At 57.7% G+C, this 24,732-nt stretch carries 27 protein-coding genes; 22 read left to right on the top strand and 5 right to left on the bottom strand.

Features of this window, described 5'->3' with window-relative positions; all coding sequences use genetic code 11:
• Nucleotides 1-3: 3 nt before the first annotated feature.
• Entirely contained in the window at nucleotides 4-1,692 is a 1,689-nt protein-coding gene (aspT, locus tag GAL01_RS10115) for an aspartate-alanine antiporter (RefSeq protein WP_082790643.1), read from the top strand.
• A gap of 236 nt (nucleotides 1,693-1,928) precedes the next feature.
• Here aspT and GAL01_RS10120 read toward each other — a convergent pair whose 3' ends face one another.
• Together GAL01_RS10120 and GAL01_RS10125 are read right to left on the bottom strand one after the other, a co-directional pair.
• The gene (locus GAL01_RS10120) at nucleotides 1,929-2,117 is read right to left on the bottom strand and encodes a (2Fe-2S)-binding protein (protein WP_062028178.1); all 189 of its coding nucleotides are present in this window, start codon (nucleotides 2,115-2,117) and stop codon (nucleotides 1,929-1,931) included.
• 80 nt (nucleotides 2,118-2,197) lie between these two features.
• Nucleotides 2,198-2,662 (bottom strand): Lrp/AsnC family transcriptional regulator, encoded by a 465-nt coding sequence (locus GAL01_RS10125; RefSeq protein ID WP_062028140.1) that lies wholly within the window; start codon nucleotides 2,660-2,662, stop codon nucleotides 2,198-2,200.
• Between the two features lie 93 nt (nucleotides 2,663-2,755).
• Between GAL01_RS10125 and alr the strand changes: the two genes are divergently transcribed.
• The 5 genes from alr to GAL01_RS10150 all read left to right on the top strand — a co-directional run bounded on the left by alr (nucleotide 2,756) and on the right by GAL01_RS10150 (nucleotide 7,089).
• Nucleotides 2,756-3,928 carry an alanine racemase gene (alr, locus tag GAL01_RS10130; RefSeq protein WP_174694476.1) on the top strand — a complete coding sequence of 391 codons (1,173 nt, stop codon included), beginning with the start codon at nucleotides 2,756-2,758 and terminating at the stop codon, nucleotides 3,926-3,928.
• An 85-nt stretch (nucleotides 3,929-4,013) separates the two neighbouring features.
• A complete protein-coding gene (locus tag GAL01_RS10135; protein ID WP_062028143.1) occupies nucleotides 4,014-4,460 on the top strand; it encodes an RrF2 family transcriptional regulator in 447 nt (148 codons plus the stop codon).
• A gap of 208 nt (nucleotides 4,461-4,668) precedes the next feature.
• Entirely contained in the window at nucleotides 4,669-4,986 is a 318-nt protein-coding gene (locus GAL01_RS10140; RefSeq protein ID WP_062028149.1) for a DUF2849 domain-containing protein, read from the top strand.
• Nucleotides 4,983-6,656 carry a nitrite/sulfite reductase gene (locus GAL01_RS10145; protein ID WP_062028151.1) on the top strand — a complete coding sequence of 558 codons (1,674 nt, stop codon included), beginning with the start codon at nucleotides 4,983-4,985 and terminating at the stop codon, nucleotides 6,654-6,656. The genes GAL01_RS10140 and GAL01_RS10145 overlap by 4 nt, the downstream gene beginning before the upstream one ends.
• A complete protein-coding gene (locus GAL01_RS10150) occupies nucleotides 6,643-7,089 on the top strand; it encodes a DUF934 domain-containing protein (RefSeq protein WP_062028153.1) in 447 nt (148 codons plus the stop codon). The genes GAL01_RS10145 and GAL01_RS10150 overlap by 14 nt, the downstream gene beginning before the upstream one ends.
• Here GAL01_RS10150 and GAL01_RS10155 read toward each other — a convergent pair.
• Entirely contained in the window at nucleotides 7,086-8,063 is a 978-nt protein-coding gene (locus GAL01_RS10155) for a magnesium transporter CorA family protein (RefSeq protein WP_062028155.1), read from the bottom strand. The two genes, GAL01_RS10150 and GAL01_RS10155, sit on opposite strands and share 4 nt — an antisense overlap.
• Nucleotides 8,064-8,243: 180 nt before the next feature.
• Here GAL01_RS10155 and trpB point away from each other — a divergent pair, with 180 nt between their 5' ends.
• Together trpB and trpA are read left to right on the top strand one after the other, a co-directional pair.
• Nucleotides 8,244-9,482: a tryptophan synthase subunit beta gene (gene trpB, locus GAL01_RS10160; protein WP_062028158.1), complete on the top strand. Its 1,239-nt coding sequence runs from the start codon at nucleotides 8,244-8,246 to the stop codon at nucleotides 9,480-9,482.
• The gene (trpA, locus tag GAL01_RS10165; RefSeq protein WP_062028160.1) at nucleotides 9,479-10,291 is read left to right on the top strand and encodes a tryptophan synthase subunit alpha; all 813 of its coding nucleotides are present in this window, start codon (nucleotides 9,479-9,481) and stop codon (nucleotides 10,289-10,291) included. The genes trpB and trpA overlap by 4 nt, the downstream gene beginning before the upstream one ends.
• 56 nt (nucleotides 10,292-10,347) lie before the next feature.
• Here trpA and GAL01_RS10170 read toward each other — a convergent pair whose 3' ends face one another.
• On the bottom strand, nucleotides 10,348-10,911 hold the full coding sequence (locus tag GAL01_RS10170) for an HdeD family acid-resistance protein (RefSeq protein WP_062028162.1): 564 nt from the start codon (nucleotides 10,909-10,911) through the stop codon (nucleotides 10,348-10,350).
• Nucleotides 10,912-11,198: 287 nt separating this feature from the next.
• Between GAL01_RS10170 and accD the strand changes: the two genes are divergently transcribed.
• From accD to GAL01_RS10185, 3 genes are read left to right on the top strand one after another with little or no spacing between them, the layout of a single operon-like run.
• The gene (gene accD / locus GAL01_RS10175) at nucleotides 11,199-12,068 is read left to right on the top strand and encodes an acetyl-CoA carboxylase, carboxyltransferase subunit beta (RefSeq protein WP_062028164.1); all 870 of its coding nucleotides are present in this window, start codon (nucleotides 11,199-11,201) and stop codon (nucleotides 12,066-12,068) included.
• On the top strand, nucleotides 12,068-13,390 hold the full coding sequence (locus GAL01_RS10180) for a bifunctional folylpolyglutamate synthase/dihydrofolate synthase (protein ID WP_062028166.1): 1,323 nt from the start codon (nucleotides 12,068-12,070) through the stop codon (nucleotides 13,388-13,390). Before accD ends, GAL01_RS10180 begins: the two co-directional genes overlap by 1 nt.
• A 44-nt stretch (nucleotides 13,391-13,434) precedes the next feature.
• The gene (locus GAL01_RS10185; protein WP_077804001.1) at nucleotides 13,435-14,949 is read left to right on the top strand and encodes a replicative DNA helicase; all 1,515 of its coding nucleotides are present in this window, start codon (nucleotides 13,435-13,437) and stop codon (nucleotides 14,947-14,949) included.
• A gap of 551 nt (nucleotides 14,950-15,500) precedes the next feature.
• Here GAL01_RS10185 and GAL01_RS10190 read toward each other — a convergent pair.
• A complete protein-coding gene (locus GAL01_RS10190; RefSeq protein WP_231865367.1) occupies nucleotides 15,501-15,809 on the bottom strand; it encodes a helix-turn-helix domain-containing protein in 309 nt (102 codons plus the stop codon).
• 196 nt (nucleotides 15,810-16,005) lie between these two features.
• Here GAL01_RS10190 and GAL01_RS10195 point away from each other — a divergent pair, with 196 nt between their 5' ends.
• The 11 genes from GAL01_RS10195 to GAL01_RS10245 all read left to right on the top strand — a co-directional run bounded on the left by GAL01_RS10195 (nucleotide 16,006) and on the right by GAL01_RS10245 (nucleotide 24,700).
• Entirely contained in the window at nucleotides 16,006-16,311 is a 306-nt protein-coding gene (locus GAL01_RS10195) for a hypothetical protein (protein ID WP_062030630.1), read from the top strand.
• The gene (locus tag GAL01_RS10200; RefSeq protein WP_062030632.1) at nucleotides 16,311-16,853 is read left to right on the top strand and encodes a hypothetical protein; all 543 of its coding nucleotides are present in this window, start codon (nucleotides 16,311-16,313) and stop codon (nucleotides 16,851-16,853) included. Before GAL01_RS10195 ends, GAL01_RS10200 begins: the two co-directional genes overlap by 1 nt.
• Before the next feature lie 217 nt (nucleotides 16,854-17,070).
• Nucleotides 17,071-17,418, top strand: a complete 348-nt coding sequence (locus GAL01_RS10205; protein WP_145995619.1) for a hypothetical protein — start codon at nucleotides 17,071-17,073, stop codon at nucleotides 17,416-17,418.
• 125 nt (nucleotides 17,419-17,543) lie between these two features.
• Nucleotides 17,544-17,912 (top strand): hypothetical protein, encoded by a 369-nt coding sequence (locus GAL01_RS10210; RefSeq protein WP_231865368.1) that lies wholly within the window; start codon nucleotides 17,544-17,546, stop codon nucleotides 17,910-17,912.
• On the top strand, nucleotides 17,896-19,209 hold the full coding sequence (locus tag GAL01_RS10215) for a phage terminase large subunit (RefSeq protein WP_062030636.1): 1,314 nt from the start codon (nucleotides 17,896-17,898) through the stop codon (nucleotides 19,207-19,209). Before GAL01_RS10210 ends, GAL01_RS10215 begins: the two co-directional genes overlap by 17 nt.
• Nucleotides 19,210-19,255: 46 nt before the next feature.
• Complete coding sequence (locus GAL01_RS10220) at nucleotides 19,256-20,674, top strand: phage portal protein (RefSeq protein ID WP_062030638.1); 1,419 nt, start codon at nucleotides 19,256-19,258, stop codon at nucleotides 20,672-20,674.
• Nucleotides 20,671-21,186, top strand: coding sequence for a phage scaffolding protein (locus GAL01_RS10225; RefSeq protein WP_231865369.1), 516 nt, complete (start codon nucleotides 20,671-20,673; stop codon nucleotides 21,184-21,186). The genes GAL01_RS10220 and GAL01_RS10225 overlap by 4 nt, the downstream gene beginning before the upstream one ends.
• Before the next feature lie 70 nt (nucleotides 21,187-21,256).
• On the top strand, nucleotides 21,257-22,636 hold the full coding sequence (locus GAL01_RS10230) for a hypothetical protein (protein WP_062030640.1): 1,380 nt from the start codon (nucleotides 21,257-21,259) through the stop codon (nucleotides 22,634-22,636).
• Nucleotides 22,637-22,690: 54 nt separating this feature from the next.
• Nucleotides 22,691-23,092 (top strand): hypothetical protein, encoded by a 402-nt coding sequence (locus GAL01_RS10235; RefSeq protein WP_062030642.1) that lies wholly within the window; start codon nucleotides 22,691-22,693, stop codon nucleotides 23,090-23,092.
• A 10-nt stretch (nucleotides 23,093-23,102) separates the two neighbouring features.
• Nucleotides 23,103-23,702, top strand: coding sequence for a hypothetical protein (locus GAL01_RS10240; RefSeq protein ID WP_174694477.1), 600 nt, complete (start codon nucleotides 23,103-23,105; stop codon nucleotides 23,700-23,702).
• A gap of 11 nt (nucleotides 23,703-23,713) precedes the next feature.
• Entirely contained in the window at nucleotides 23,714-24,700 is a 987-nt protein-coding gene (locus tag GAL01_RS10245) for a hypothetical protein (RefSeq protein ID WP_062030644.1), read from the top strand.
• Nucleotides 24,701-24,732: the final 32 nt, after the last annotated feature.

The raw sequence follows: 24,732 nt of genomic DNA on the forward strand, positions 1-24,732 counted from the left end.
AGAATGATTTTTCATTGGATTGCGGAGACGCTACGCTCATCTCCAGAGCTGGCAATTTTTCTGGCGCTGGCTATTGGTTTCTGGATTGGCTCCCGAAAATTTGGGAGTTTCAGTCTTGGAGCGGTAACAGGGACATTACTGGTTGGTGTATTGATTGGACAGTTGGGAATTGTCATTTCTCCTCAGGTAAAATCAGTCTTCTTTATTATGTTTCTGTTCGGTGTCGGGTTTGGGGTTGGGCCGCAGTTTGTCCGCGGAATTGCAAATAACGGCCTATCTCAAGCGCTCTTCGCGGTTGTTATTTCATCTTTGTGTCTGGCCTGCGTTTATATTGCTGCAATTTTTTCTGGATACGGACCAGGTATGGCAGAAGGTCTGCTGGCAGGGTCTCAAACGATTTCGGCCTCAATAGGTCTTGCAACGGATGCGATTAATCGTAGCGGCCTGTCGCCTGATCACATTCAAGAGCAGTTAAATGCCATACCTGTTGCATATGCTGTAACGTATTTATTCGGAACTGTAGGTACGGGTTGGATACTTGCGTTTTTGGGGCCAAAGCTTCTCAGAGTTAATCTGGAAGAAGAGTGCCAGCGATATGAACGGGAAATGAATATTAATCCTGTTAACGGTAATTCCGAGACAGGCTGGCACCAATATATCATGCGTGCATACCGGTTAAAAACTTTAGGAAAATTTGCGGGGAAAAGCGTTTCTTCTGCCGAAAAATTAGCGCAGGATAGAATTTTTGTAGAAAATATTCGACGCAATGGAAAAATAATCCCTTTTGACGGAGATACAATCTTATCTGTAGGGGATTGTGTTGCGGTATCTGGACCGCATGATGCGTTGGTCTATTGGTCCAACAATGCTGAAGAAGTTTCAGATCATGATTTGATAAATATTCCAATTGAAACGGTTAATGTTGTCATTACAAACAAAAATATGAATGGCCAACGTCTGGGACTTTTAGCTGAGGCAGAGTATGCACGTGGAATTTATATTAATAATATTCACAGAGGCTCTATGAATGTTGAAATTCCATTGTTGTCAGAAACTGATATTTTTCGAGGTGATATTATAAGTATTACTGGAAGCCGTAGAAATATAGATAAATTGATTGATGAAATTGGATACGCAGACCGGCCAACAGATGTGACCAGTATGGTTTTGGTTGGGGGCGGAATTTTTGTTGGTGGCTTGGTAGGTTCAATTGTTCTACCTATAGCAGGTATTCCTATTACGCTTTCAGCTTCTGGTGGAGCTTTGATTGCGGGCCTTGTTTTAGGATGGCTTCGCGGCGTTACACCTAAGATTGGAAACGTACCGAACGCTACGGTGTGGTTTATGAACACGGTAGGGCTCAATATATTTATTGCTGTAGTTGGAATTTCTGCAGGTCCAACCTTCATTAAAGGACTTCAGGTCGCCGGGGTGAGTGTATTTCTGTGGGGACTTTTTGCCAGTGCAGTACCCATGATTCTTGCGCCTTTGATCGGGAAATACATTTTCCGATTTGATCCAGCTATAAATCTCGGATGCTGCGGAGGGGCAAGAACGAGCACGGCTTCTGTCGCTATGGTGGCAGATGTTGCAAAAAGCAATGTTCCTATGTTGGGCTATACTGTCCCCTATGCTGTCAGCAATACCCTGTTAACTATGTGGGGTTTGGTTATCGTTATTTTATTGTCGTGATAGATGGTGTTTTTGTGAAATTTGTCATGAATCAATTGGACTTATCTTATACCGATGCAAGGGTTCCTCGCCGGAATGGTCTCGGCGGCCCGATTTAGAGAAAAATTAGCCTATTCAGCAGAGAGCAGGGGAGGGCGCCCTCCTTTTGCTCTCTAGCTCCAGTTTGATGCTGAAACAGCCTGACGTTTGGGTGAATGTCTGCCGCAGTGTGGTGTGGTTGCGGCGCTGCTTTCCACCTAATGCGTTTGTTCAGACTGAGCTTTTTGAATGGCGGATCGTAGCAGGCAGATGATTCCGGGGACGCAGTTGCCGCATTTTGCCGTGCATTTTCGGGCGGAATAGATTTCTGCTGGACGGGAAGCTCCGTTGTGGATTGCGATTTCGATGTCGTGATGGGACAGCGCATTGCATGAGCAGACGATCATGAAAAAGCAGGCTTTCATTCGCGGGATCCGATCTAGAAAGCTTACCTTAAATGCAAATGGTTCGCAAACTCATTTTTCTTTTAAGGTGTGTCCTGACTGATCCAGCGTTGAACGACAGGACGGATGGCAAAATTGCTCTGGATGCGGACGACCCCTGGAAGCCGTGAGAGTTCTTCCTTGTGGATGCGTTCGTAGTCGGCAAGGTCACGGGCGGCGACGTGGAGAAGATAATCGGCTTCACCTGTCATGAGGTAACACTCCCGGACATCCGGGCACTCCCGGATGCGGGCTTCGAAACGGCGGAGCGTTTCGTCCGTGAGGCGCTCGAGCGTGATCTGTACGATGACGGTGGTCAGTTTCTGGGCGGAGCGTTCGTCAATGACTGCGCGGTAGCCGCGGATGATGCCGCGTTCTTCCAACAGGCGCACGCGCCGCAGGCACGCGGATGGAGAAAGTCCGACACGCTGTGCCAGGTCGGCGTTGCTAAGGCGTCCATCATGCTGAAGGATTCGCAGGATGGATTCGGTGATGCGGTCGAAGATCATGGTGGAACTATCGGTCTATTTTCGCAGTTTCGATCATATATTTTTCGCTTATCGGCAGATTATGCGATTATCCGGCAGGATATTCTAGAGTGTATGGCTGTAGTCTCATCTTTCATGATGAACGTATGTTCCGATCCTCTGTGGCCTTCCTCTCGTGCTGGAGCCCGCCTGACGGTGGATCTGGACGCGATTGCTTTCAATTATCGTTATCTTCAGACACTCGTTGCGGGCGCTTCGTGTGCGGCTGTCGTCAAGGCGGATGCTTATGGGCTGGGTATCGAGCGCGTTGCACCGGTTCTTGAACGCTCCGGTGCCAAAGAATTTTTCGTTGCGCATGTTGATGAGGGGATCAGGCTGCGTTCCGTGGTTTCGGCAAAGGTCCGGATTACGGTGTTGCATGGCCCGAGGCCGGATGCGGCGGCAGAATGCGTACAGTATGGTCTGAGGCCGGTTCTGAACAGTCTCGATCAGATTGCGGTATGGCGCTCGCAATCGGTCAGGGCAGGGAAACCGTTGGAAGCGGTGCTTCAGGTCGATAGCGGGATGTCACGGTTCGGACTTTCCGACGGCGACCTTGATGTACTGCATGAGGACGAGATGCTCATGGATGGGCTGAAGGTCAGTCTGGCCATGAGTCATCTGGCCTGTGCGGATGCGCCGGAGCACCCTGCCAATGGCGCCCAGAGGCAGCAGATGCTGAAGATGTCGGCGCGGTTACCGTCTGCGCCGTTGAGTCTTTCTGCGTCGTCGGGGATTTTTCTGGGGCCGGACTATCATCTGGATGTCGTTCGTCCGGGTGCGGCACTTTATGGAATCGCGCCCAATCAGACTGGCCCTAACCCCTTGTCTGCGGTTGTCAGGCTTCAGGCTCATGTCCTGCAGATCCGTGAGATTTTGCCGGGTGAGGGTGTGGGCTATGGCATGACATATCGTCCCGATCGACCGCGGAAGATTGCCACCGTGGCTGTCGGATATGCGGATGGTTTCTCCCGACATGGGAGCGGGCAGGGCTGTGCGTGGTTTGAGGATATCTCTCTGCCCATTCTGGGGCGTGTTTCGATGGATTCCCTGATCGTGGACATTTCGGATGTGCCGGAGGGAAGGCTGAAGGCCGATATGATGGTGGATCTGATCGGCCCGCGGCGCAGTGTGGATGATGTGGCGGAGGCTGCAGGGACAATCGGGTACGAGGTCCTGACGTCTCTGGGGCACCGTTTTTGCCGGGAATATGTTGGAAATGCAGAAACGTCCCAAAAGGGCGATTGACATTCCAGCATGGAAAACAAGATAGACGAACTGAAATCGGACTATGTCATGATGACATCGTCTGTCGTAGCAAATCGGAATTCTCATGTATCTCCGTCGTGACAGAGCTTTGACCGCTGTATCCATCATGCTTGATGTCGCTTTCCATGCGGGGCGATCCGGGGTGGTGAGCGGCGCGGATATTGCCCGTCGTGGCGACATGCTGCGGCGGGGGATTGAGCCTGTGTTACAGGGGCTGTCGCGGGCCGGGCTGCTTGCCAGCGTGCGCGGGCCGAAGGGGGGCTATCGTCTTGGACGGCCACCACGGACCATCACACTGAACGAAATTGTCCGGACTGTGACTGAAGATCCGGATATGCCCGAGGAGGGTGTCAACCTTCTGCGGGCCAAGGTTCTTGAGCCGTTCTGGCAGCAGATGGATCAGGAGGTGTCGGAAAAGATGGCGTCCGTCACTCTGGAGCATCTGCTTCAGAATGCGGAGGAAGCCGGAATGCAGCGTCCCAACCGGGCGCCCATTTCTTTTTCCATATAACATTATAAAAAAGTATTTTGAAAAAACCACAAAATAGGTTTTAGAGGACTGGATATCTTACCATAAGAGATCAATCATTGATCTGGTGTGGTGAGTTCCATGTCCTTGCTGTTTCCTCTGCTTGCCGTTTGGAAGTGAGGATGAGGACGCATTCATGACGGGGCCAGCCGCAGGGCAAGGTCCGCATTCGTCAGGAAGGTGAGCGCTGATGAAACGTCCTGTAAGACTCGAACCCGGTCAGAAGCTGGTTTTGACGGCCAACCGGCTTCTGGACGGTCGTACCGTGTGGTGGCGGGAGGACGGGGCCTGGGATCTTCGGATCGGGTATGCGGTTTTGCTGGATGCGGACGGGGCTGAGGCAGAGCTGTCCCGGGCGGTGGAAGAGGCCCAGCGTGAAGGGGTTGTCGGGGTCTATGATACGGCAGTTTTACCTGTTGTTCCTCCGGAGCCCGTGACTGTTCGTGAAAAAATCCGGGCGCATGGCCCGACCGTTCATCCGGAATTTGCAGTGGAGACCGCACAGTGAGCGTTCCTGTCGGCCATTATCAGTATGACCGGATTGACCGGGATTTTCTTCAGGCGCGGATTGCCGAGTTTGAAGGGCAAGTGAAGCGCCGTCTGGACGGAACGCTGAGCGAGGACGAGTTCAAGCCTTTGCGGCTGATGAACGGGCTGTATCTGCAGCTTCATGCCTATATGCTGCGGGTTGCCATTCCTTATGGAATTCTGGACAGTCGGCAGGTGCGCAAGCTGGGCAAGATCGCCCGGCGTTATGACCGCGACTATGGGCATTTCACGACGCGGCAGAACATCCAGTTCAACTGGATCCGGCTGGAAGATACGCCGGATATTCTGCGCGAGCTGGCTGAAGTGGACATGCATGCCATCCAGACCAGCGGGAACTGCATCCGCAATGTGACGGCGGATGAGTATGCGGGCGCGGCGGCGGATGAGCTGGTTGACCCGCGGGTTCATGCGGAAATCCTGCGGCAGTGGTCCACGCTGCATCCCGAGTTCACGTTCCTGCCGCGCAAGTTCAAGATTGCGATTTCGGGCAGTCCGAATGACCGGGTGGCCGCGCGCTTTCATGATATCGGGATTCTGGCGCGTCCGGGTGAGGATGGTGCCCCGCTGTTCCGGATTTTCGTGGGCGGAGGACTGGGGCGAACGCCGGTTATTGGCGAAGAGTTGTTTGACAGCGTGCGCGAGGAGCACCTGCTGGCGACGCTTGAGGCCATTCTGCGCGTCTATAATGCGCATGGGCGCCGCGATAATATCTACAAGGCGCGGATCAAGATTCTGGTTCAGGCGATCGGGGTTGAGGCCTATCGCGAGGCTGTCGAGGCGGAGCTCGCCCAGATGGATCTGGAGCGGTATCGGCTGACACCCGAGGCGGTTGCGGCGATCCGGTCGCGGTTTGCCGTCCCGTTGCTGGAGGCTCCGGCAGATGCGGATGCTGTTCTGACGGAGCAGCGGCGCGCGGATCCGCTCTTTGATCGCTGGGTGCGGAGCAATACGCATGTTCACCGCGATCCGGGGCATATCATTGCGACTATTTCTCTGAAGCCGGCGGGCGGGATTCCGGGGGATGCGACTTCTGCGCAGATCGGGCGTCTGGCGGATCTGGCGGATGCGTATTCGTTTGGGGAAATCCGGATCACGCATTTGCAGAATGTGGTTCTGGGGCATGTCCGCAAGGACCGGCTGCGGGAGCTGTGGCTTGGACTGTCGGAAGTCGGGCTTGCGGAAGCGAATATCGGGCTGATCGGCGATATCGTGGCGTGCCCGGGGTTGGATTACTGTGCGCTGGCGAATGCGCGGTCCATTCCGATTGCCCAGAAGCTGGGGGCGCGTTTTGCGGATACGGCGCTTCAGGCGGAAATTGGGGCGTTGCGGATCAATATTTCGGGCTGCATCAATGCCTGTGGACACCATCACGCCGGGCATATCGGACTTTTGGGCGTGGACAAGCGTGGAGAAGAATTCTTCCAGCTGACGGTTGGTGGCCAGGCTGAGAATGGTGCGGCGATCGGGACGATTCTGGGGGCTGCACTTCCGGAAGACGAGACTGTGGATGCGATCGCACGGCTGGTGGACTGTTATCTCGGGCGTCGGGAGAGTGGAGAGACGTTTCTGGAGACTCTGACGCGTCTGGGGCATGAGCCTTTCAGGGAGGCGGCATATGAAGCTGTTTGAACTCGGTGAGCGGACCGCGCAGGTCCATGACGTACTGGTGACGGTTGGGGAACTGGCGGATCGGGATGATGCGCGGGCTGTTCTGCTGGAGAGTGCGGACGATCCGGCGCTTCTGCGGCCTTATCTGAACCGGCTGGATCTTGTGGTGCTGCGGTTCCCGATTTTCAGGGATGGGCGTGGGTTCACGCAGGCCCGGGAGTTGCGGGAATATCTGCGGTTCTCCGGCGAGATCCGCGCGGAAGGGCATATTCTTCCGGATCAGGCGGCATTTCTGCGCCGGTGTGGGGTCGACAGTGTCGTTCTGCCGAAGAACGGCAATGGGGATCCGGGGCTTTGGGAGAAGCAGCTTCGGCAGTTTCCGGTTGCATATCAGCGGTCAGTTCTGCCGGAGCGCTCCGCAGGGCCGGGGCTGCGGGTTGAGGAAGCCTCTTAACGGGCGCCGAACCAGCCGCGTCTCCAGAACCAGAGCAGAGGCAGGATAACCGACAGCCCCATCAGAATCAGGCTGTAGGGGTAGCCGTATTTCCATGACAGTTCGGGCATGTCGTGGAAATTCATGCCGTAGATACCTGCGATCAGGGTTGGCAGGATGCCGATGGCGCTGACGACGGTCAGGACCTTCATACCGTCATTTTGTTCGATGCTGATGAAGCCGAGTGTGGCGTCCAGAAGGAACTGGACCTTGTTGACGGTCTGGGCATCGAAATCGTTGAGGGACGCAATGTCCCGCCCTGCGACCTTGATGCGGGTTTTCAGGGCCTGCGGCTCACTCTCGGTTCTGTCACCGAGATAGATGAGGACGCGGTCGAGGCCGAGCAGGCTGTCGCGGATCATGGAGGCGAGGTCGCCGCTGTGACCGAGGCGGCGGAGGGTCTCGCGCAGCATTTCGGCGGCCCTGGCCGGATCGCGGGGGCTGCCGGTACTGAAAACGCGTTTGGAGATGGCGTCGAGGTCCCGGCCGAGACCTTCCAAGATGTCGGCGAGGCGATTGATGACTTCCTCGATGATTTCAACGAGGATTTCGTTGGCGGAAGGATTGCCCTTGGCGGGATCACGTTCGGCCTGACGGCGACCAACGATGTCGAAGCCATAATAGTCGGTATAGCGGACCGTGATGAGGTGTCTGTCTGTCAGGACGAAGCCGATGGGCAGGGAAAAGGCCGTATTTTCCTCTCGCCGGACGAGAGGGGTCGAAAGATAGAGGGTGCCATCCTGTTCGTGGTGGCGGGAGGAGCTTTCGATTTCCTCAAGCTCGTTCCGGCGGGGAATATGGGTGTTGAGGGCTTTTTCTGCGCGGGCGACCTCGTCGAGAGTCGGGTTGATGAGGTCGAGCCAGACCGCGTTGGAGATATCGACGTCCGGTCCGGTTTCCCGGGCCGGAGCGCCTGCGGGGCGCACGAGGAACATCAGGCGGATCCTTGGGGGCAATGGAAAGGCTGTGAGGCTTCCTCATGTCTTGCCTGAGGCGGGATCGCAAGGTCCTGGTCGGGAATTGTTGCGGAACATGCCTGAAAGCGGCGAGACGGATGGACGGCAGGGGCTGCTCTTGGTATCGCATTGGAGCCCTGAAGTGGAACCGAGTGCGGTATGACGAACACATCTTCCCCCCTATCTTCCTCTCTGGCCAATTCGCTTCGTTCCGGCCCTGACGAACGGGGACGGTTCGGAATTTTTGGTGGTCGCTTCGTTGCGGAAACGCTGATGCCGCTGCTGTTCGAACTGGACGAGGCCTATCGCGCGGCGCAGGCCGACCCGGCGTTCCGTGAGGAGCTGGACTATTACCTGAAAGATTATGTCGGTCGTCCGAGCCCGTTGTGGTTTGCCCGGCACCTGACGGAAGAGCTTGGCGGGGCCAAGGTCTATTTCAAGCGTGAAGAGCTGAACCATACGGGCTCACACAAGCTCAACAACGTCATGGGGCAGATCCTCGTAGCCCGGCGGATGGGCAAGACCCGGATTGTTGCGGAGACGGGTGCGGGGCAGCATGGTGTGGCGACGGCGACGGTCTGTGCGCTGTTCGGTCTGAAATGCACCATTTACATGGGCGCGACGGACGTTGAGCGGCAGAAGCCTAATGTGTTCCGGATGCATCTGCTGGGTGCGGAAGTGAAGCCGGTGACCGCCGGTGCGGGCACGCTCAAGGACGCCATGAACGAAGCCATGCGCGACTGGGTGGCCAATGTCGCGGATACGTATTTCCTCGTGGGCACGGTGGCCGGGCCGCATCCGTATCCGGAGATGGTTCGTGATTTCCAGTCCGTGATCGGGGTTGAGACCAAGGAGCAGATCACTCAGGCCGAGGGGCGTCTTCCCGATGTGATTGTCGCGGCCATTGGTGGCGGTTCGAACGCGATGGGGATTTTCCATCCGTTTCTGGATGATGCGGATGTAAAGCTGATCGGTGTTGAGGCGGCGGGGCACGGGCTGGATTCCGGGAAGACGGCTGCGTCCATTTCCCGTGGGCGGCCGGGCGTGCTGCATGGCAACCGGACCTATCTGCTCCAGGACAAGCACGGGCAGATCGAGGAAGCGCACTCGATCAGCGCGGGGCTTGATTATCCGGGGATCGGGCCGGAGCATTCCTGGCTGAACGATATTGGTCGCGCCGAGTATGTCGGTGTGACGGATGACGAGGCTCTTGAGGCGTTTCAGGTCTGTACGCGGACGGAAGGCATTATCCCGGCACTCGAATGTGCGCATGGACTGGCGCATGTCATGAAGATCGCGCCGGCGATGGCGAAGGATCAGATCATCGTCCTGAATGTCTCGGGTCGTGGAGACAAGGATATCTTTACTGTGGCGCATCATCTGGGAGTGAAGCTGTGAGCCGGATCCAGACACGTTTTGCAGCTCTGAAAAAGGAAGGGCGCGGGGCGCTGATTCCGTATCTTCAGGCCTGTGACCCGGATTATGACACCTCGCTGGAGCTGCTACGGGCGATGCCGGCGGCGGGGGCTGATCTGATCGAGATCGGTGTGCCGTTCTCCGATCCGTCCGCAGACGGACCGACGATTCAGGCGGCGGCGCTTCGTGGGCTGAAGGCTGGGGCGACGCTGGGGCTGGTGCTTCAGATGGTCCGGGCGTTCCGTGAGACGGACAGTGAGACGCCGATTGTCTTGATGGGGTATCTGAACCCGATCGACAGTTACGGTCCGGCGGAGTTCTGTTTCGATGCGGCGCAGGCGGGTGTGGACGGGATTATTGTTGTCGATATGCCGACCGAGGAGGCAGACCTGCTGGATGCGCATGCGCGGGAAGCCGGGCTGGACATCATTTCTCTGGTGGCGCCGACGACGTCAAATTCCCGTCTGTTTCATGTGCTGCGGGATGCGACCGGGTTTGTCTATTATGTGAGCATTACCGGGGTTACCGGTACGAACAGCGCGAGTGCCGCGGATCTGGAGAAAGCGCTGCCGCGCATTCGGGAAGCGACCAGTCTGCCTGTGGCCGTGGGTTTCGGGATTTCCACGCCGGAACAGGCGCGGACGGCGTCGCAGATCGGGGATGCGGCTGTTGTGGCCTCTGCGCTGATCAAGACCATGGCGGGTACGCTTGAAGACGGGCAAGCGACGGAGCGGACCGTTCCGGCTGTTCTGGAGCAGCTTGAGGGGCTGGCTGCGGCTGTCAGAGCTTGATCTTCGGGTCTGAAAGATGTGGTTCCGGCAGGCAGGGCCTGCCGGCAAAGGTCTGATCAGGTGTTGTTACGCAGGGACAGTCCGAACAGGGCGGTTGAGAAGCCTGCCATCAGCAGTTCCACAGCGATGAACATGCCGATCAGCCAGAGGCCGGACCAGGGCAGCGTCATGTAGAGCAGGATGCCGACGAGCAGTGTAATGAGGCCGCTGAAGGCGAGCATGATCCAGCTTCTGTTGTTGCGATGGCCTCCTGCCCAGAAGGTCCGGGCGAGGCCTGCAAAGATCAGGCAGCCTGCGAGAATGGCTGTGATGAAGATCGAGCCGGTTGCGGGTTCCTCGATCAGGAGGATACCGCCGAGGATGTAAAGGCCGCCGATCAGCCCGGACAGCCACTGGTTCGGGACGGGAAGGCCGCGATGCGCGAAGCTCTGCATGATCTGTGCGACGCCGCCGACGATCATCAGGGCACCAAGGATCACCATGCTGGCGAGGGTTGTGGCGATGGTATCGAGGGCGGCCAGAATGCCTAGGACGATCAGGAAAGCGCCGAAGCCAATGAACCAGCCGGGCTTGAGGCCCTGGGGATTGGTAAACCGAAGGGTTTTGAAACTGTCGGACATGGGTTTCTCCGTTTGGAAGCGTGGTCTGTTAACAGGGTCTGTAGTGGCTGGTCGGTGTTGGAGGGCCTGCCGGTTTTGGGACACAACGCGTCATATCGTGGTTCGTATCAGGGAGGATGACATGTTTTGTATGGTCGGCGGGAGAGATAAGGTGCGGCAGCTGATGGATGGGCTGGCATAATCGATGGCCTGGCGTTAAAACGCGCCCAGAGAATGTGGCCCTTCGCCGGGCTTTACCCCCTACTCCGTCCTTTGTTCTGAAGGCGGGCAGAAAGTAATGAGACGACATGAGCTGGATGACCGACTACGTCCGACCCAAGCTGCGTGGCCTGCTTCAGCGGGATGTGCCGGACAATCTGTGGACCAACTGTGAATCCTGCGGGCAGATGATGCTCACCAAGGAGCTGGAGCGTTCCGAGAAGGTCTGTCCGCATTGCGGCCATCATATGCGTGCGACGGCGAAGGAGCGTCTGGGCTGGACGTTTGACGGCGGAGAATACACCACCATCGAGTTGCCGAAGATGCCGGTCGATCCGCTGGGGTTCAAGGATTCCAAGCGTTATACGGACCGTCTGAAGGATGCGCGGAACAAATCCCATCTCGATGAAGCGCTTGTGGTTGCGCATGGTCTGATCAAGGGGCAGAAGGCCGTGGTTGCGGTCATGGCGCCGGAGTTCCTGCTTGGGACCATGGGGGCTGCGCTGGGTGAGGCATTTGTGGCGGCCTGTCGTCTGGCTGTTCTGCAGAAAGCGCCTCTGGTGGTCTACACGGCTTCGGGTGGGGCGCGGATGCAGGAAGGCGTTGTCAGTCTGATGCAGATGCCCCGGACGACGATCGGTGTGCAGATGCTTCAGGAAGCGGGTCTGCCCTATGTTGTCGTCTTTACGAATCCGACGACGGGCGGTGTCTCGGCATCCTTTGCGATGCTGGGGGATGTGCATATTGCCGAGCCTAACGCGCTGATCGCGTTTGCGGGGCCGCGCGTCATTCAGGATACCGTCCGTGAGAAACTGCCGGAAGGCTTTCAGAGGTCGGAGTATCTGCGCGAGCATGGGATGGTCGATATCGTAGCCAAGCGGTCCGAGCTTCCGGAACTGCTGGGGCGGATTCTGGGCATTATGACGCGCCAGAAAACCGTTTCTGACTCGGCGATCTGATGACTGCGGAGCGTGGGGCGCCTGTTCGGCTGTCCGGCGAATATCAGGGGCGGTCGGGTGCCGTGCTTGCGCGCTTGCAGGAGCTTTATCCGGCGCTGATTGACCTCTCGCTGGGACGGCTTGAGGTGCTTCTGGCGAAGCTGGGCCATCCCGAGCGTCATCTGCCGCCTGTCATTCATGTGGCGGGTACGAATGGCAAGGGCAGTACATGCGCCAATCTGCGGGCGATTGCCGAAGCAGCCGGGTTGCGGGTGCATGTCATGAGCAGTCCACATCTGGTGAGCCTGACCGAGCGGTTCCGGCTGGCCGGACGGTTGGTGGATGAGGATGTGCTGGTTGCCGCGCTCGAGGAAGTCGAGCAGGTCAATGCAGGCGCTTCGATTACGGTTTTCGAGGTTCTGACGGCCGCGGGGTTTCTGCTGTTTTCGCAGGTGCCTGCGGATCTGGTGGTTCTGGAAGTCGGGCTTGGGGGGCGGTTGGATGCGACCAATGTCGTGCCGAAGCCTGCTGTCTGTGTGATTACGCCGGTCAGTCTGGATCATGAAGCGTTTCTGGGTGGCACTGTCGCGGCGATTGCCGGGGAAAAGGCTGGAATCATCAAGGCCGGAGTTCCGGTTGTTTCGGCCGCTCAGGCGCCGGATGCTCTGGACGTCATTCGGCACCGTGCTGAGGAACTGGATGCGCCGCTTCGGGTGGTGGGACAGGATATTTTCGTCACTGAGCGAATGGATGGTCTGGATTACCGGGATGCGGACGGGACGCTTTCGCTGCCTTTGCCGGCATTGAAAGGCCAGCATCAGGACGGGAATGCGGCGCTGGCCGTAGCGGCTTTGCGTGTGTCTGGACTGAAGCTGCCGCCTTCCGCCTATCAGGGTATTGCCCGGACATTCTGGCCTGCACGCTTGCAGCGGCTGGACGGCTTGCTGGCCCAAATGCTGCCTGAGGGGTGGGAGCTGTACCTGGATGGCGGGCATAACCCCGATGCCGGGCAGGTGCTGGGGACGGTTCTCGACGGCTGGAAAGATCGGCCTGTCCACGTGATCGCGGGGGTGAAACAGACCAAGGATGCGTCGGGTTTTCTGAGGCCGATTGTTGAAAGGGCGACGTCGGTTCAGGCTGTTTCAGAGCCGGGGCAGCATCTGGCGATGTCAGTTGAGGAAATCGTTGCAGCTTCTGGCGGACGTGCGATTGCCGGGCCGACGGTCAGAAAGGCGCTGGAGCGTCTGGTTGCCGAAGGGGGTGCTCCGGCCCGGGTGCTGATCTGTGGTAGCCTTTATCTGGCGGGTGTGGTTCTGGCAGAGGATGGCTGGATCGCCAGTTAATCCGTTTCTGGTGACAGCGCGGGATGTTAGAAGGGCGCGTGAACATGATCGAATTGCATTCCTCTCCGTCCGCTTCTGATGTTTCCTCGAACGATGGAGATCTGGGTCTCCTGCTGAGGCGCAGTCCTCCGTCCAGCGTGGCTGCCGAACAGGCGTTGCTGGGCGCCATCCTGACGAACAACAAGGCGTATGAGCGGGTTTCGGACTTTCTGGAGCCAGCTCATTTTTCTGATCCGCTGAATGGTCGGATCTATGAAGCGATTGCTCGTCGGATCGAGCGGGGGCAGTTGGCTGATCCCGTGACCATGCGGGCGGAATTCGAACATACGGGCGTTCTGGATGCGGCGGGTGGGCCTGCGTATCTCGCCAAGCTGCTGACGGCGATGGTCGGAATCGTTAATGCGGGTGATTATGGGCGGGTGATCCATGATGCCTGGGTGCGGCGGCAGCTGATCGATATCGGTGAGACGGTCGTGAACAATGCTTTTGGAGCGCGGCCGGATCTGGACGGATCGGATCAGATCGCGGCATCCGAAGAAGCGCTGTTCAAACTGGCGACAGAGCGGGGCCAGGAAGGCGGTTTTGTTTCGTTCACCAATGCGCTGACGGAAGCAGTCAAAGTTGCGACCAAGGCCTATCAGCGGACAGGCGATGTGGTGGGGCTCACGTCGGGTTTGCGGGACTTCGACAAGCGGACAGGCGGTTTGCATCCTTCCGATCTGATTATTCTTGCAGGGCGTCCTGCGATGGGCAAGACGGCGCTTGCGACCAAGATTGCGTTCTCGGCGGCTCGGTCGATTCTGCGGGATGCTGAGGATAGTGGGGAAAAGCCCAAGGGGTCGGTCGCTATTTTCTCGTTGGAAATGTCGTCCGAGCAGTTGGCGACCCGTATTCTGTCGGGCGAGGCTGAGGTCTCGGGTGAGAAAATCCGACGTGGCGATATCGGGCAGAAGGAATTCGACCGGTTTGTCCGTGTGGCGCGGGAGCTTCAGAGGCTGCCGCTTTATATTGACGATACGCCGGCGATTTCCCTGTCCGCCATGCGAACGCGTTGCCGACGTCTGGCTAGGACGCAGGGACTGAGCCTTGTTGTTGTGGATTATCTTCAGTTGATGCGGCCTGCGATCGGAACCAAGCCTGACAGCCGTGTTCTGGAAATTTCGATGATTACGCAGGGGCTCAAGGCGATTGCGAAAGAGCTTTCTGTTCCGGTGATTGCGCTGTCCCAGCTGTCTCGTCAGGTCGAATCGCGTGAAGACAAACGACCGATGCTGTCGGATCTGCGCGAATCGGGCTCCATCGAGCAGGATGCGGATGCGGTCATGTTCGTTTATCGCGACGAGTATTATCTGCAGCAGCGTCAGCCCAAAGACAGTGCCTATGACAGCAACGACAAGTTTCAGGTCGCCACAGAAGAATGGCAGCGCAAGATGGCGTTGGTGCATAACAAGGCTGAGCTGATTCTTGAGAAGCAGCGGCACGGGCCTACTGGAATGATCCAGTTATATTTCGAAGGCGAATATACCCGATTTGGGGATCTGGACGTTATTCACGAGTAGCGCTCCGCAGAGGGTGAGTACTGTGAAAAACATCGCGATTTAGGAAAGGTGTCCCGTTAATGGGGCGCGCTTTAGAGGCGGTAAAATCGTTACGGCCTTTTCGAGAATTCCGCGATTAAAGAGCGGACACAGAACGTCGCAATCGGTTAATTAATACAAAACCGGTACGATTTTCACGAAAATCCCGCGCTTGAAAAAAGCTGAAATATGAAACTCTTCCCATCAGTTTTGCGAGAAAATCGCGAAAGGGAGAAGGTGTTTTCTGTCCTGGATCATGGCTGCAATGCGAGAAAGTGGTAGCAGCTAAAACCTGTCATAATGGCTCAAAGCCACATTTGTTTCTTGACCCAGTGGCAAAGTGCCATTAATTTATCGTTAATCGGCAGTCGCCATGGGGGTGGCTGACGAGGAAGGAAGGGAGCCGGTCATGAGTTTGGAATATCTGATGACCGGAAATGTTTCTGATTTGTTCATTCCATCGATGAAGCGAATTGATCGTGTTGTATCGAATGGGGGCACTTAGATGCGTACGGAAACCAGTGAAACGGCCACTAATGGATCTCCTCATCTGGTCTCTTGGGCGGATCAGGTGTGTCGGAAGACGTGTTTCTGTCCGTGTTCGGAGCCATGTCTTGCCGCTGGAGCACCAGTCCTGGGTGCAGGGCAGCCAGCCGCAGGGCCAGTTCTTCGTCGGTACGACCGTTCAGGACGCCTTTCAGAAGAAAATCGGTCGATACGCGCAGCCGGTTCGAGAGCGCCGCGATGAGAAAGACGCTGGGCGCACGGTCGCCGCGTTCGATCTTGTTCAGCGTGGAAGCATCCACGCCCAGCAGGCGGGCGCATTCGCTCTGGTTGGGCATGACGAGCTCACGGGCCCAGGAAATGCGAGTTCCGATGGCTCGTTGGAGTGTGGTCAGAGAGTCAGGGCGCTTGTGTTTGGCCATGAGGCCTTTTTAGCAATGGCTTTATGCCAAATCCAGAAGAAGTTTTTTTTATCACATGCTGTGGCATTTTGCCAAAATTAATCAAAGTTTCGTACTGAGGAAGGCTATTGAAATGAGGCAGGTCAAATCAGGTTCCGTACCGCGTCGTGTATCCGCAAGCTCCCTTGCTGCCATGCTTGCATCTGATGGTTGGCTACCCGAGCGTGGAAGTGCGCGCAAGGGGCGTCGTCGTTCCGCTCAGAAAACATCCGGGGCATCGCCGCTGCGGACGCGAGCGATCACGGACAGGGAGACGATCGACGCTCTTCCTGCGGGGCATCCTGTAACCTGGAATGCGTTGTGGGGAACCGATCTGGTGCCAGTTTTTCCGGGATTGCAGCCGATGGGTGGGCGTGACACCGGCATGGAGATCAACTGATGTTCGGCATGGTGCAGGAAGTGCCTTTGGCAGGTGGTCATGGGGGATCTGAAGTCATGGTGAAGCCGACTGCGGAACGGTATCAGCATTCCGAGATCCGTGAGGAAGACAAGATATTCCGGGTCGTGAATGCGGTGCAGTCTATGTATGATGCGGGCGATATCGGAGATGAGGAACTGGCGGCTGCGGATCGCTGGTATCGCGAATATGTTTTTGCCTCTCTTGGGGTGATGGAAAATCCATCGTCTGACGGTCGTGTCCGGGAGCGGGGTGACATCCACACATGGATGATCGGGCGCGGGCAGTGTTCTGCGCGGATGACCCAGATCCGCGAGATGCTTGGTCTTTGTGCGCATGTTCGTCTTGAGATGCTTCTGGCGCGCGAGATGTCGTTTTCGGCCATGGCGCGTCACCTTTATCCTGCTTTGTCAGAGGGGCGTGCGCGGATGAAGGTTTCGGCCCAGTGCGCGCTGCTTCTGGAGCAGCTTGCACATGTTTATGATGTGATTTCCAAAAAGAAGAACAGGAAAAAATCCTGTTAACGATAAATTATCGCTTGCTATCTGAGCGCAGTTTTGATATAAAGAATGCATACTGAAGAATTATACATAAATATTCAAAGCCGATCTTCTTAAAAGGAGATCGGCTTTTATTTTGGAAGTTTCCTGATCGATGGAAAAATGTGACATTTCTTCTGGTAGTGTTGTGTTGTCTGGTCGCCAGACATTTATTGTCCTTCGAAAAAAATCAGACTTAATCGTGGGGTGTCCTCTTGTTTATGAGGGGGAGCCGCTTCATCGGGCTGATGTCGCTCTGGAGTGGCATGAGCTGGTGGATGCCGGTCTTTCACGTCTGGATGTGAGGTGCAGATCCATTCCCTGTCAGCGCCCGGTTCTTTCCGTCCGGATGATTGGGCAGGTTGCGCCGGAGACCCTTGCGCGTGTGGCAGTGCGGGCCGAGCGGGAGCAGGCGCAGCGCAATGTGGAGACCCAGGCACGGAAAGGAACGTGTCAGAGCGGACGTTCGCGGCCCAAGCCGGTCCGGACTTTCTGGCTGGAGGGGGGCATGATGATGAGCCGCAGGGAGGCTGCGCTGAGAGCGGGCTGATGGTCGGCTCTCGGGTCGATCTGGGGAAAAGGTTGAAGCAGATGGGTGAAGAAATATCCGGTAAGTGTTCCTTGCGGCGGGAACAGTCAGAAGAACGGAAAAAGAGATTTCTCGAGCATCTGTCTGTGAGTGGAAATATTTCGGAAGCCGGACGTGTTGCGGAGGTCCGGCGGAGTACGCTGTATCTCTGGAAAGAGGCGGATAAGGATTTTTCATCCCGCTGGGAGGATGCTCTTGAGGAGGCTGCGGACGCTCTGGAAGCGGAAGCGCGGCGCAGGGCGGTAGAGGGATATGATGAACCCATTACGTATGCGGGACGTGTTGTCTGTGATCCGGATACGGGAAATCCCATTGTCCGCAAACGCTACAGCGACGGCTTGATGGCGTTTCTGCTTCGGGCGCATCGTCCGTCTCGTTTCAGGACTGGCATGGAGGCTGATGGGCGTTCGGGGACGATCTCGATCAATATCAGCAGTGATGACAGCGCCCTTTAGGCTCAATGACTCGCAGCGTGAGGCGGTGCGGCTGCTTGGTGGGCCAGCAAGGCATATTCTTCTGAGAGGTGGGTCGCGGTCGGGAAAGACCTTTGTTCTGGTTCGGGCCGTTGTGATACGGGCGCTGAAGGCCTCGCAAAGTCGACATGGCATTTTTCGTCATCGTTTGACGGCGCTGAAGGCGTCGGTTTTGCGGGATACGTTTCCGAAGGTCATGCGGATGTGTTTTCCGCAGGTCGGGTGGAAGCTGGACCGGCAGAATTGTGTTGTGACGTTCCCGAATGGATCGACGATCTTTTTCGGGGGGCTGGATGACGAGCAGCGGACCGAGAAGATTCTGGGTCTGGAATTTGCGACGGTTTATCTGAATGAGGCCAGTCAGATCAGTTATGGCGCGCGGAATATGCTTCTGACGCGTCTGGCACAGAAGACGGATCTTGCGGTCAAGGAATATATCGATGCCAACCCACCGAGCATGGGGCACTGGCTTTATGCGCTTTTCGAAAGCGGGATCGAGCCCAAGTCGGGGGAGCCGCTGGAGGATTGGTCGCTGTATGCGACGATGATCCTGAATCCGCAGGCGAACCGGGACAATCTGAGTGAGGATTATCTCGTCAGTCTTGAAGCGCTTCCCGAGCGGGAAAAGCGGCGGTTTCTGTATGGTGAATATCAATCCGTTGTCGAGGGTGCGCTGTGGCGGCTGGAGATGTTCCGCCGTGAGACAGCGATTACGGCGCAGAGCCGGGCGGATGTCGCGGCCCAGATGCGGCGTATTCTGGTGTCTGTTGATCCTTCGGGGGCTGCGGGACCGGAAGATTACAGGTCCGACGAGATCGGGATTGTGGTCTGCGGCGTTGATGCGGCTGGTGTGGGGCATGTTTTGGAAGATCTGTCTGCCAGGGATAGCCCGGCGGGCTGGGCTGCCAGGGCCCTGCGGGCATTTGATGAATGGGGTGCTGAACGCATTGTTGCGGAGCGGAACTTCGGCGGGGCTCTGGTAGAGGGCACGATCCGGAGTGTGCGGGCGCATGCCTCGGTCAAGCTGGTGACGGCGGCGCGGGGGAAGGCGGCACGCGCAGAGCCGGTTGCAGCGCTCTATGAGGTTGGCAGGGTTGTTCACCATGGCCGGTTTACGGCTCTGGAGGATCAGCTCTGTCACTTCTCGGTCAGCGGATATCGCGGGCCACGATCTCCGGATCGGGCGGATGCGATGGTCTGGGGGCTGAGTGAACTGATGCTTGCCGGAAGCGGCGGCATGACGGGCTGGAGTCCGTCTGGATTTTCGCTGGCGCGCTGAGCCGACCTTTTCAGGTCGGTAAGCGGCCTGAAACAATGGAGAACACATGGACTGGTTGTCCCTGCAACAGCGTTATGCTGTTCCTGCGGGTGCGTCCGCGCGGACGGCGCGGCTGCTGGCGCTCAAGCGTGTTCTGGACGGCACGCAGTATGATGCGCTGCCGCATCCGTTCTCGATGGAGAAGTCGGGAGCGGGCGAATATATTCCGTTATCCAGTCGTCGTCCTTCGGTCCGGACCAATCTGTGCCGGACGGTTGTGGATGAGTCGGTTTCGCTGCTGTTTGGCGATACGCACTGGCCCGGGCTGGTGACGGATGATGCGCGTGTAACGCATGCCATGAGCACATTCGCGTCGCAGACCAGACTGGCGTCGCTTCTGATGGAGGCGGCGCGGCTGGGTTCTGTCGGATCGGTTGCGATCCTGTTCGAAGTGTCGGCTGGGGTTCCGAAGCTGTCTGTTCTGGAGACGGCGTATCTGACGCCGTTCTGGGATGATGCGACGGGGGAACTGTTGCGGGTCGAGGAAAGGTTTCTGGTTCGGGGACGGGATCTGGCGGCGCAGGGCTATCCGATTGCGGGTGAGCTTCTGGGCGCTCAGTTCTGGTGGCAGCGGGTCTGGACGCCGGTCGACTGTGCGGTGTCCGTGCCCTGGCTGGTGGGAATGGATGGCGGCGTTCGGGATGAGAGCCGCTCCGTTCGGCATGGGCTGGGGTTTGTGCCGATTGTGTGGACGCGCAATCTGGGTGGTCCCTGTGGGCGCGATCCTGAAGGCGAGTGCACGTTCGAGCGGGCCATCGATACGGTGATCGAAGCGGATTATCTGCTGTCTCAGGCGGGGCGGGGGTTGAAATATGGCTCCGATCCGACGCTGGTCCTGAAAACGGGTGGTTTTTCCGACGGGGTGGCGCATCAGGGCGGTGCAGCTTCGGCGCTGACGCTTCCGCCGGAGGGGGATGCGAAACTTCTGGAGATCAATGGAAATGCTGCGGGTGCGGTGCTCGATCATTATCGGGAACTGCGGCTGGTGGTGTTGGAACAGCTTCACGGAAACCGTGCGCACGGTGATCGGGTTGGCGGGGCGCAGTCCGGCAAGGCCATGGAGATGATGTGTCAGCCGCTGATCTGGCTGGTGGATCGTCTGCGGCATTCCTATGGGGAAGGTGCGCTGCTGTCGATTTACAGGATGGCCTGTCGCTTTTCCTGTGTGCTGGAAAACGGGCTGCGGCTTGGGGGCGAACTGGTCAAGGATCTGCCGTATTGCCGCATGAGTTTGCGGTGGCCGGCGTGGTTTCCGTCCACGGACCCGGAGTTGCTGTCTCTGGTGCAGGGACTGGTGGTGGCGGTCTCCAATGGAATTCTGAGCCGCGAGACTGCGGTTCGGATGTTTGCAATGGCATCGGGAAATTCTGATCCGAATACGGAATGGAAAATGCTGGAGCAGTGGTGTGCTTCTGAACAAGCATGAGTGTTGACGGGGGAATGATGTCCGGAACTGATGACACCATTGAGGATGTGGATGCTCTGCGTCAGGCGCTGAATGAAGCGCGGAGCGAAGTTGAGGCGGTCCGTCAGGAAATGACGGATGTTGTGACGCGGCAGGAGACGCTTCAGCGTAATCATGAAGAAGCGCTGGCCCGGATGCGGGAGGACAGTAACCGGGAGGTTATTGTGGCGGCGCTCAGGGCAGAAGCGATCCGCAATGGTGCACATAATCCTGATGATGTTGTACGGCTGATTGATCTCAACGGGATCGAGCGGGGCGAAGACGGCTCGGTGGTCGGTGTGTCCGAAGCTTTGCAGCAGGCCCGTCAGGAACGGGCCTATCTGTTTGGTGAGGTATTGAGGCCTGGATATTCGAGCGGGACGACGGTCGGGCAGGCTGCGCCTCGTCCGGGTGGGATGGAACCGTTCAATGCGCGGGCCGTCAGCGAGGCGGATTACGAAACGCGCAAATGGCAGTTTCTGGCTCAGAAGTGAGCTTCGGGACGATATTTGACCGGGTCTGATGGCAGGCCGGGTTCAGACAACACATTTACGGAAAAAATACATGAGCATTGATAATTTTCCTGTTCAGCTTCAGGCCGCCATCCAGCAGGGTTTTCTGGCCCGCGAGTTTGAGAATGGCCTGAAATCCCGTCTGGGTTTCCGCCAGGTTGCCGATCGCGAAGTGTTCCCGAACGCCATTGGTGAGACGCTGACGAAAACCCGCAAGAGCCTCAAGGCGCCTGTGACGACGCCGCTTAATCCGACGGGAAATACCAATTTTGATAATGGTCTGAGCCCTTCTGGCTGGGCCGTTGAGCAGTATACGCTGTCGATCAACCAGTATGGCGATACGATTGACCTGAACATGGTAACCAGTGGTGTGGGGATTGCGTCGCAGTTTCTGGCCAATGCCAACACCAACGGTGTGCAGGCGATGCAGTCTCTCGACCGGCTGGCGCGCAATACGCTGTTTGGTGGCGCGCAGAATGGTGTGGGCGGCTATCTGGGCGGCAATACACGTGTGACGGCGACGCTCGGGAGCGCTGGAAATACCATTTCGGTTGATGACATCCGTGGTTTCCAGTCCGTGATCGTCAATGGTCAGGTCACGGCGCTCAGTGCGACCTACGGCATGACAGTGACGGTCGGCAGCGATGTCTATACGCTAGTCAATGTTGTGGCCGATGGAACGAACGTATCTACGGCGCCGGGCGGTATTTCGGGGCAGATGACGTTCTCGGCTTCAGTGTCGGTTGCGGATGGTACGGAAGGTCAGGCCGTTGTGGCGTCCACTGCGCCGATGGTGATCCGTCCGAATGGTCGTCTGACGACTGCGGCGTTGCAGACGGCGAGTGCGAACGGTCTGGCAGATACGCTGGGCATTCAGCAGGTTCTGGCCGGTGTGGCGACACTGCGGCGTAACAACGTGCCGATGATCAATGGTGCGTATCACTGTTATCTGGATGATCTGCAGCTTCTGTCACTCTTCCGTGATCCGGACTTCAAGCATCTGTATCGTGGTGCCTACGGTTCGGAAGAGTATCGTTCCGGACAAGTGATTGAGCTTCTGGGTGTGCGGTTCATTCCGACGACGGAAGCGCCGCAGCAGGCGTCGCTTGGAGCGGGTTCCATTCATCGTGCGCTTCTTCTCGGTCAGGGCGCACTGATCGAGGGCGACTGTGCGCTGACGGGTCATTCCGACATTCCGGATGCCGAGCGGGCGCTGATCGAGATGGTGGACAGCGTGGCGATGGTGACGCGTGAGCCGCTGGATCGACTGCGTCAGATCATTGCGCAGTCCTGGTACTGGATTGGCGGTTTTGCTCTGCCGACCGACGTGACGGCGGACATGACTGTCATTCCGACGGCGACGAACAGCTATCTCAAGCGGGGTGTTGTGATCGAGAGCCTTGGTACGGATGCGCTTGGTCTGACGTTCTGATCTTTTTTCGGCCCCTGTCTTTGAGGCGGGGGCCTTTCTTGCGGGGGGAATGACATGTCCGGAACGGTTGGTTTATCGACGGATATTCTCTCGGAAGGAGAGAAAATGGATGTCCGTCGGTTCTGTGGATATCCCGCGATCGGATCGCGGGAGGGAAACCAGGAATCCTGGCGTTTCTTTCAGGTGGAAGGCGCGCTGGAATGGCGGATGAATTATCTGTCTGCAGCGGAATTACAGCAGATCCGGCTTTATCTGTCGCAGCTTTATCCGCTGGAGACGGCGATTACGGCGTCGTCGGACAATCTGGATACGGCGCGGGCAGCAAGCTGGTATCATAATGGTCGCGAAGTGCAGGATCGGATGATGCTGTTTACGCTGTGGCGTCGTCGTCTGTGTGCGTTTCTGGGTGTGACGGGTGGACTGGAACTGCAGGACGGCCGAGCGATCGTGGTTTGAGGAGAGCGGTGTGCAGCAGGCAATGATCGCAGCCCGGCTCTCCAGGGGATATGCCAAGGCGGCCCAAGTTCTCGGGGCTTCGGGCGAGCAGTATCGTCCTTCGGGCGGTCTGACGCCGATGGATGTGCTTTATGCGCAGCCCATGCTGGCTTTCGATGTGGATGCCGGATTTTCGTTCGAGCGTCCGATCGGATGGGGGATTCCGACGGAATATGTTCTGACGGATCGCCGGGATGATACGCAGGTGGGCGATATTCTTGCTGCGAGTGGCCGGACGTATTTCGTGGCGTCTGTGGAGCCTCTGCGGCCGCCGCTGTGTGTGGTGTGCAGCCGCACGGTCTCGGTCAGTGGTGTTACGGGATTGGTGCAGACGCTCGTCTCGGAGTGTCCGGCGGCCATCATCATGCGCGCGAAGGGAGAATCTTCGGGAAGTGGTGTTCCGGGGGCGACACGGCCGGGTCAGTCCGTGATGTATCTTCCGCTTCTGCCGGGAGTTGTGCTGACGCCGTATATGACGGTCACGACCGATCTGGGGACGACTTATACGGTCAATGCGGTGGAAATATCCGGGTTCGGTATCCGGTGCACCATGTCGTTTCAGCAGGTCTGAGGGGGAGAAGAATGACGGATGCCTCCAAAGTCGGGCTGGCGCTCGCCTATAACTGTGCGCAGGTTCTTTATCCGCAGGTGCCGTCAGGTGTTTCGGTAACGGGGCGGCAGGTGGTGTTGCGGCGGGGATGGCTTTTGCCGAGCGATCTTTTCGCAGCCCAGAATATTCGCAACGACACCGATTTCGTAACCGTTACGATGGCGCCCCGGAAAATGCCGGAATGGGCGGAGCCACTAGGGCGGCCCTGGCGTGTCCAGCAGAAGGTTGAGCCTACGGTCGGGGTTGTCGTGACGGGAGCGACGGTTGAGATCGTCTTTTCCGGGACTGCGACGCCTGTGGGAGTTGTGGCGGTCTGGCTGGATGATATGCCGCGGGGAGGAGAGCCGTCTGCGGCCTATGCGGTGACGGCACAGGATACGCCTGAAACGGTTGCTGCGGCTTTGGCGGCGGCGTTGACTGGCGGTGTGGCGAATGGTGCGGTTGTCAGTGTGCCGGGGCGGGTTCTGAATGGTTATGCCGGTGGGTACGGTCAGTCGGTGCGGGTGACGCGGCGGCAGGCGCAGCTCTATCGGGTTTCGATCTGGACGGCGGATACGACGGCGCGGGAAACGCTGGCATCTGTTCTGGATACCGCGCTGGCGGAGCAGAGTTGGATCACTACTCTGGACGGGTGTGAGGCTCAGCTCCGGTTCCAGAGCGTGGAAGATGTCGACACGATGCAGAATGAAGCACTGTATCGGCGGGATTATTTCTATGAGCTGGTATTCGACACCCTGCAGGTGCAGTGGGCGTCCGAAATGCTGTGCGGGATTGGCACCTTGTCCGCGGGGGAGGGGCTGTCGGCACCGTTCGGAGTTCTGGCGCCCGGGGCGGCGAACCAGACGGTGACGGCAGCGCTGGATGCCATGCAGGCTGTGGTTGCGGCGCAGGCTGCAGCTTCGGCCTATCCGGGTTTGGGCGTCGACCATTTTGGGACGGTGGTTGCGCTCGGCAGCTGACGCAGAAGCTGAGTCACAAGGCTGAAATTTCA

Source organism: Gluconobacter albidus, from assembly GCF_002723915.1.
GTDB lineage: Bacteria > Pseudomonadota > Alphaproteobacteria > Acetobacterales > Acetobacteraceae > Gluconobacter > Gluconobacter albidus.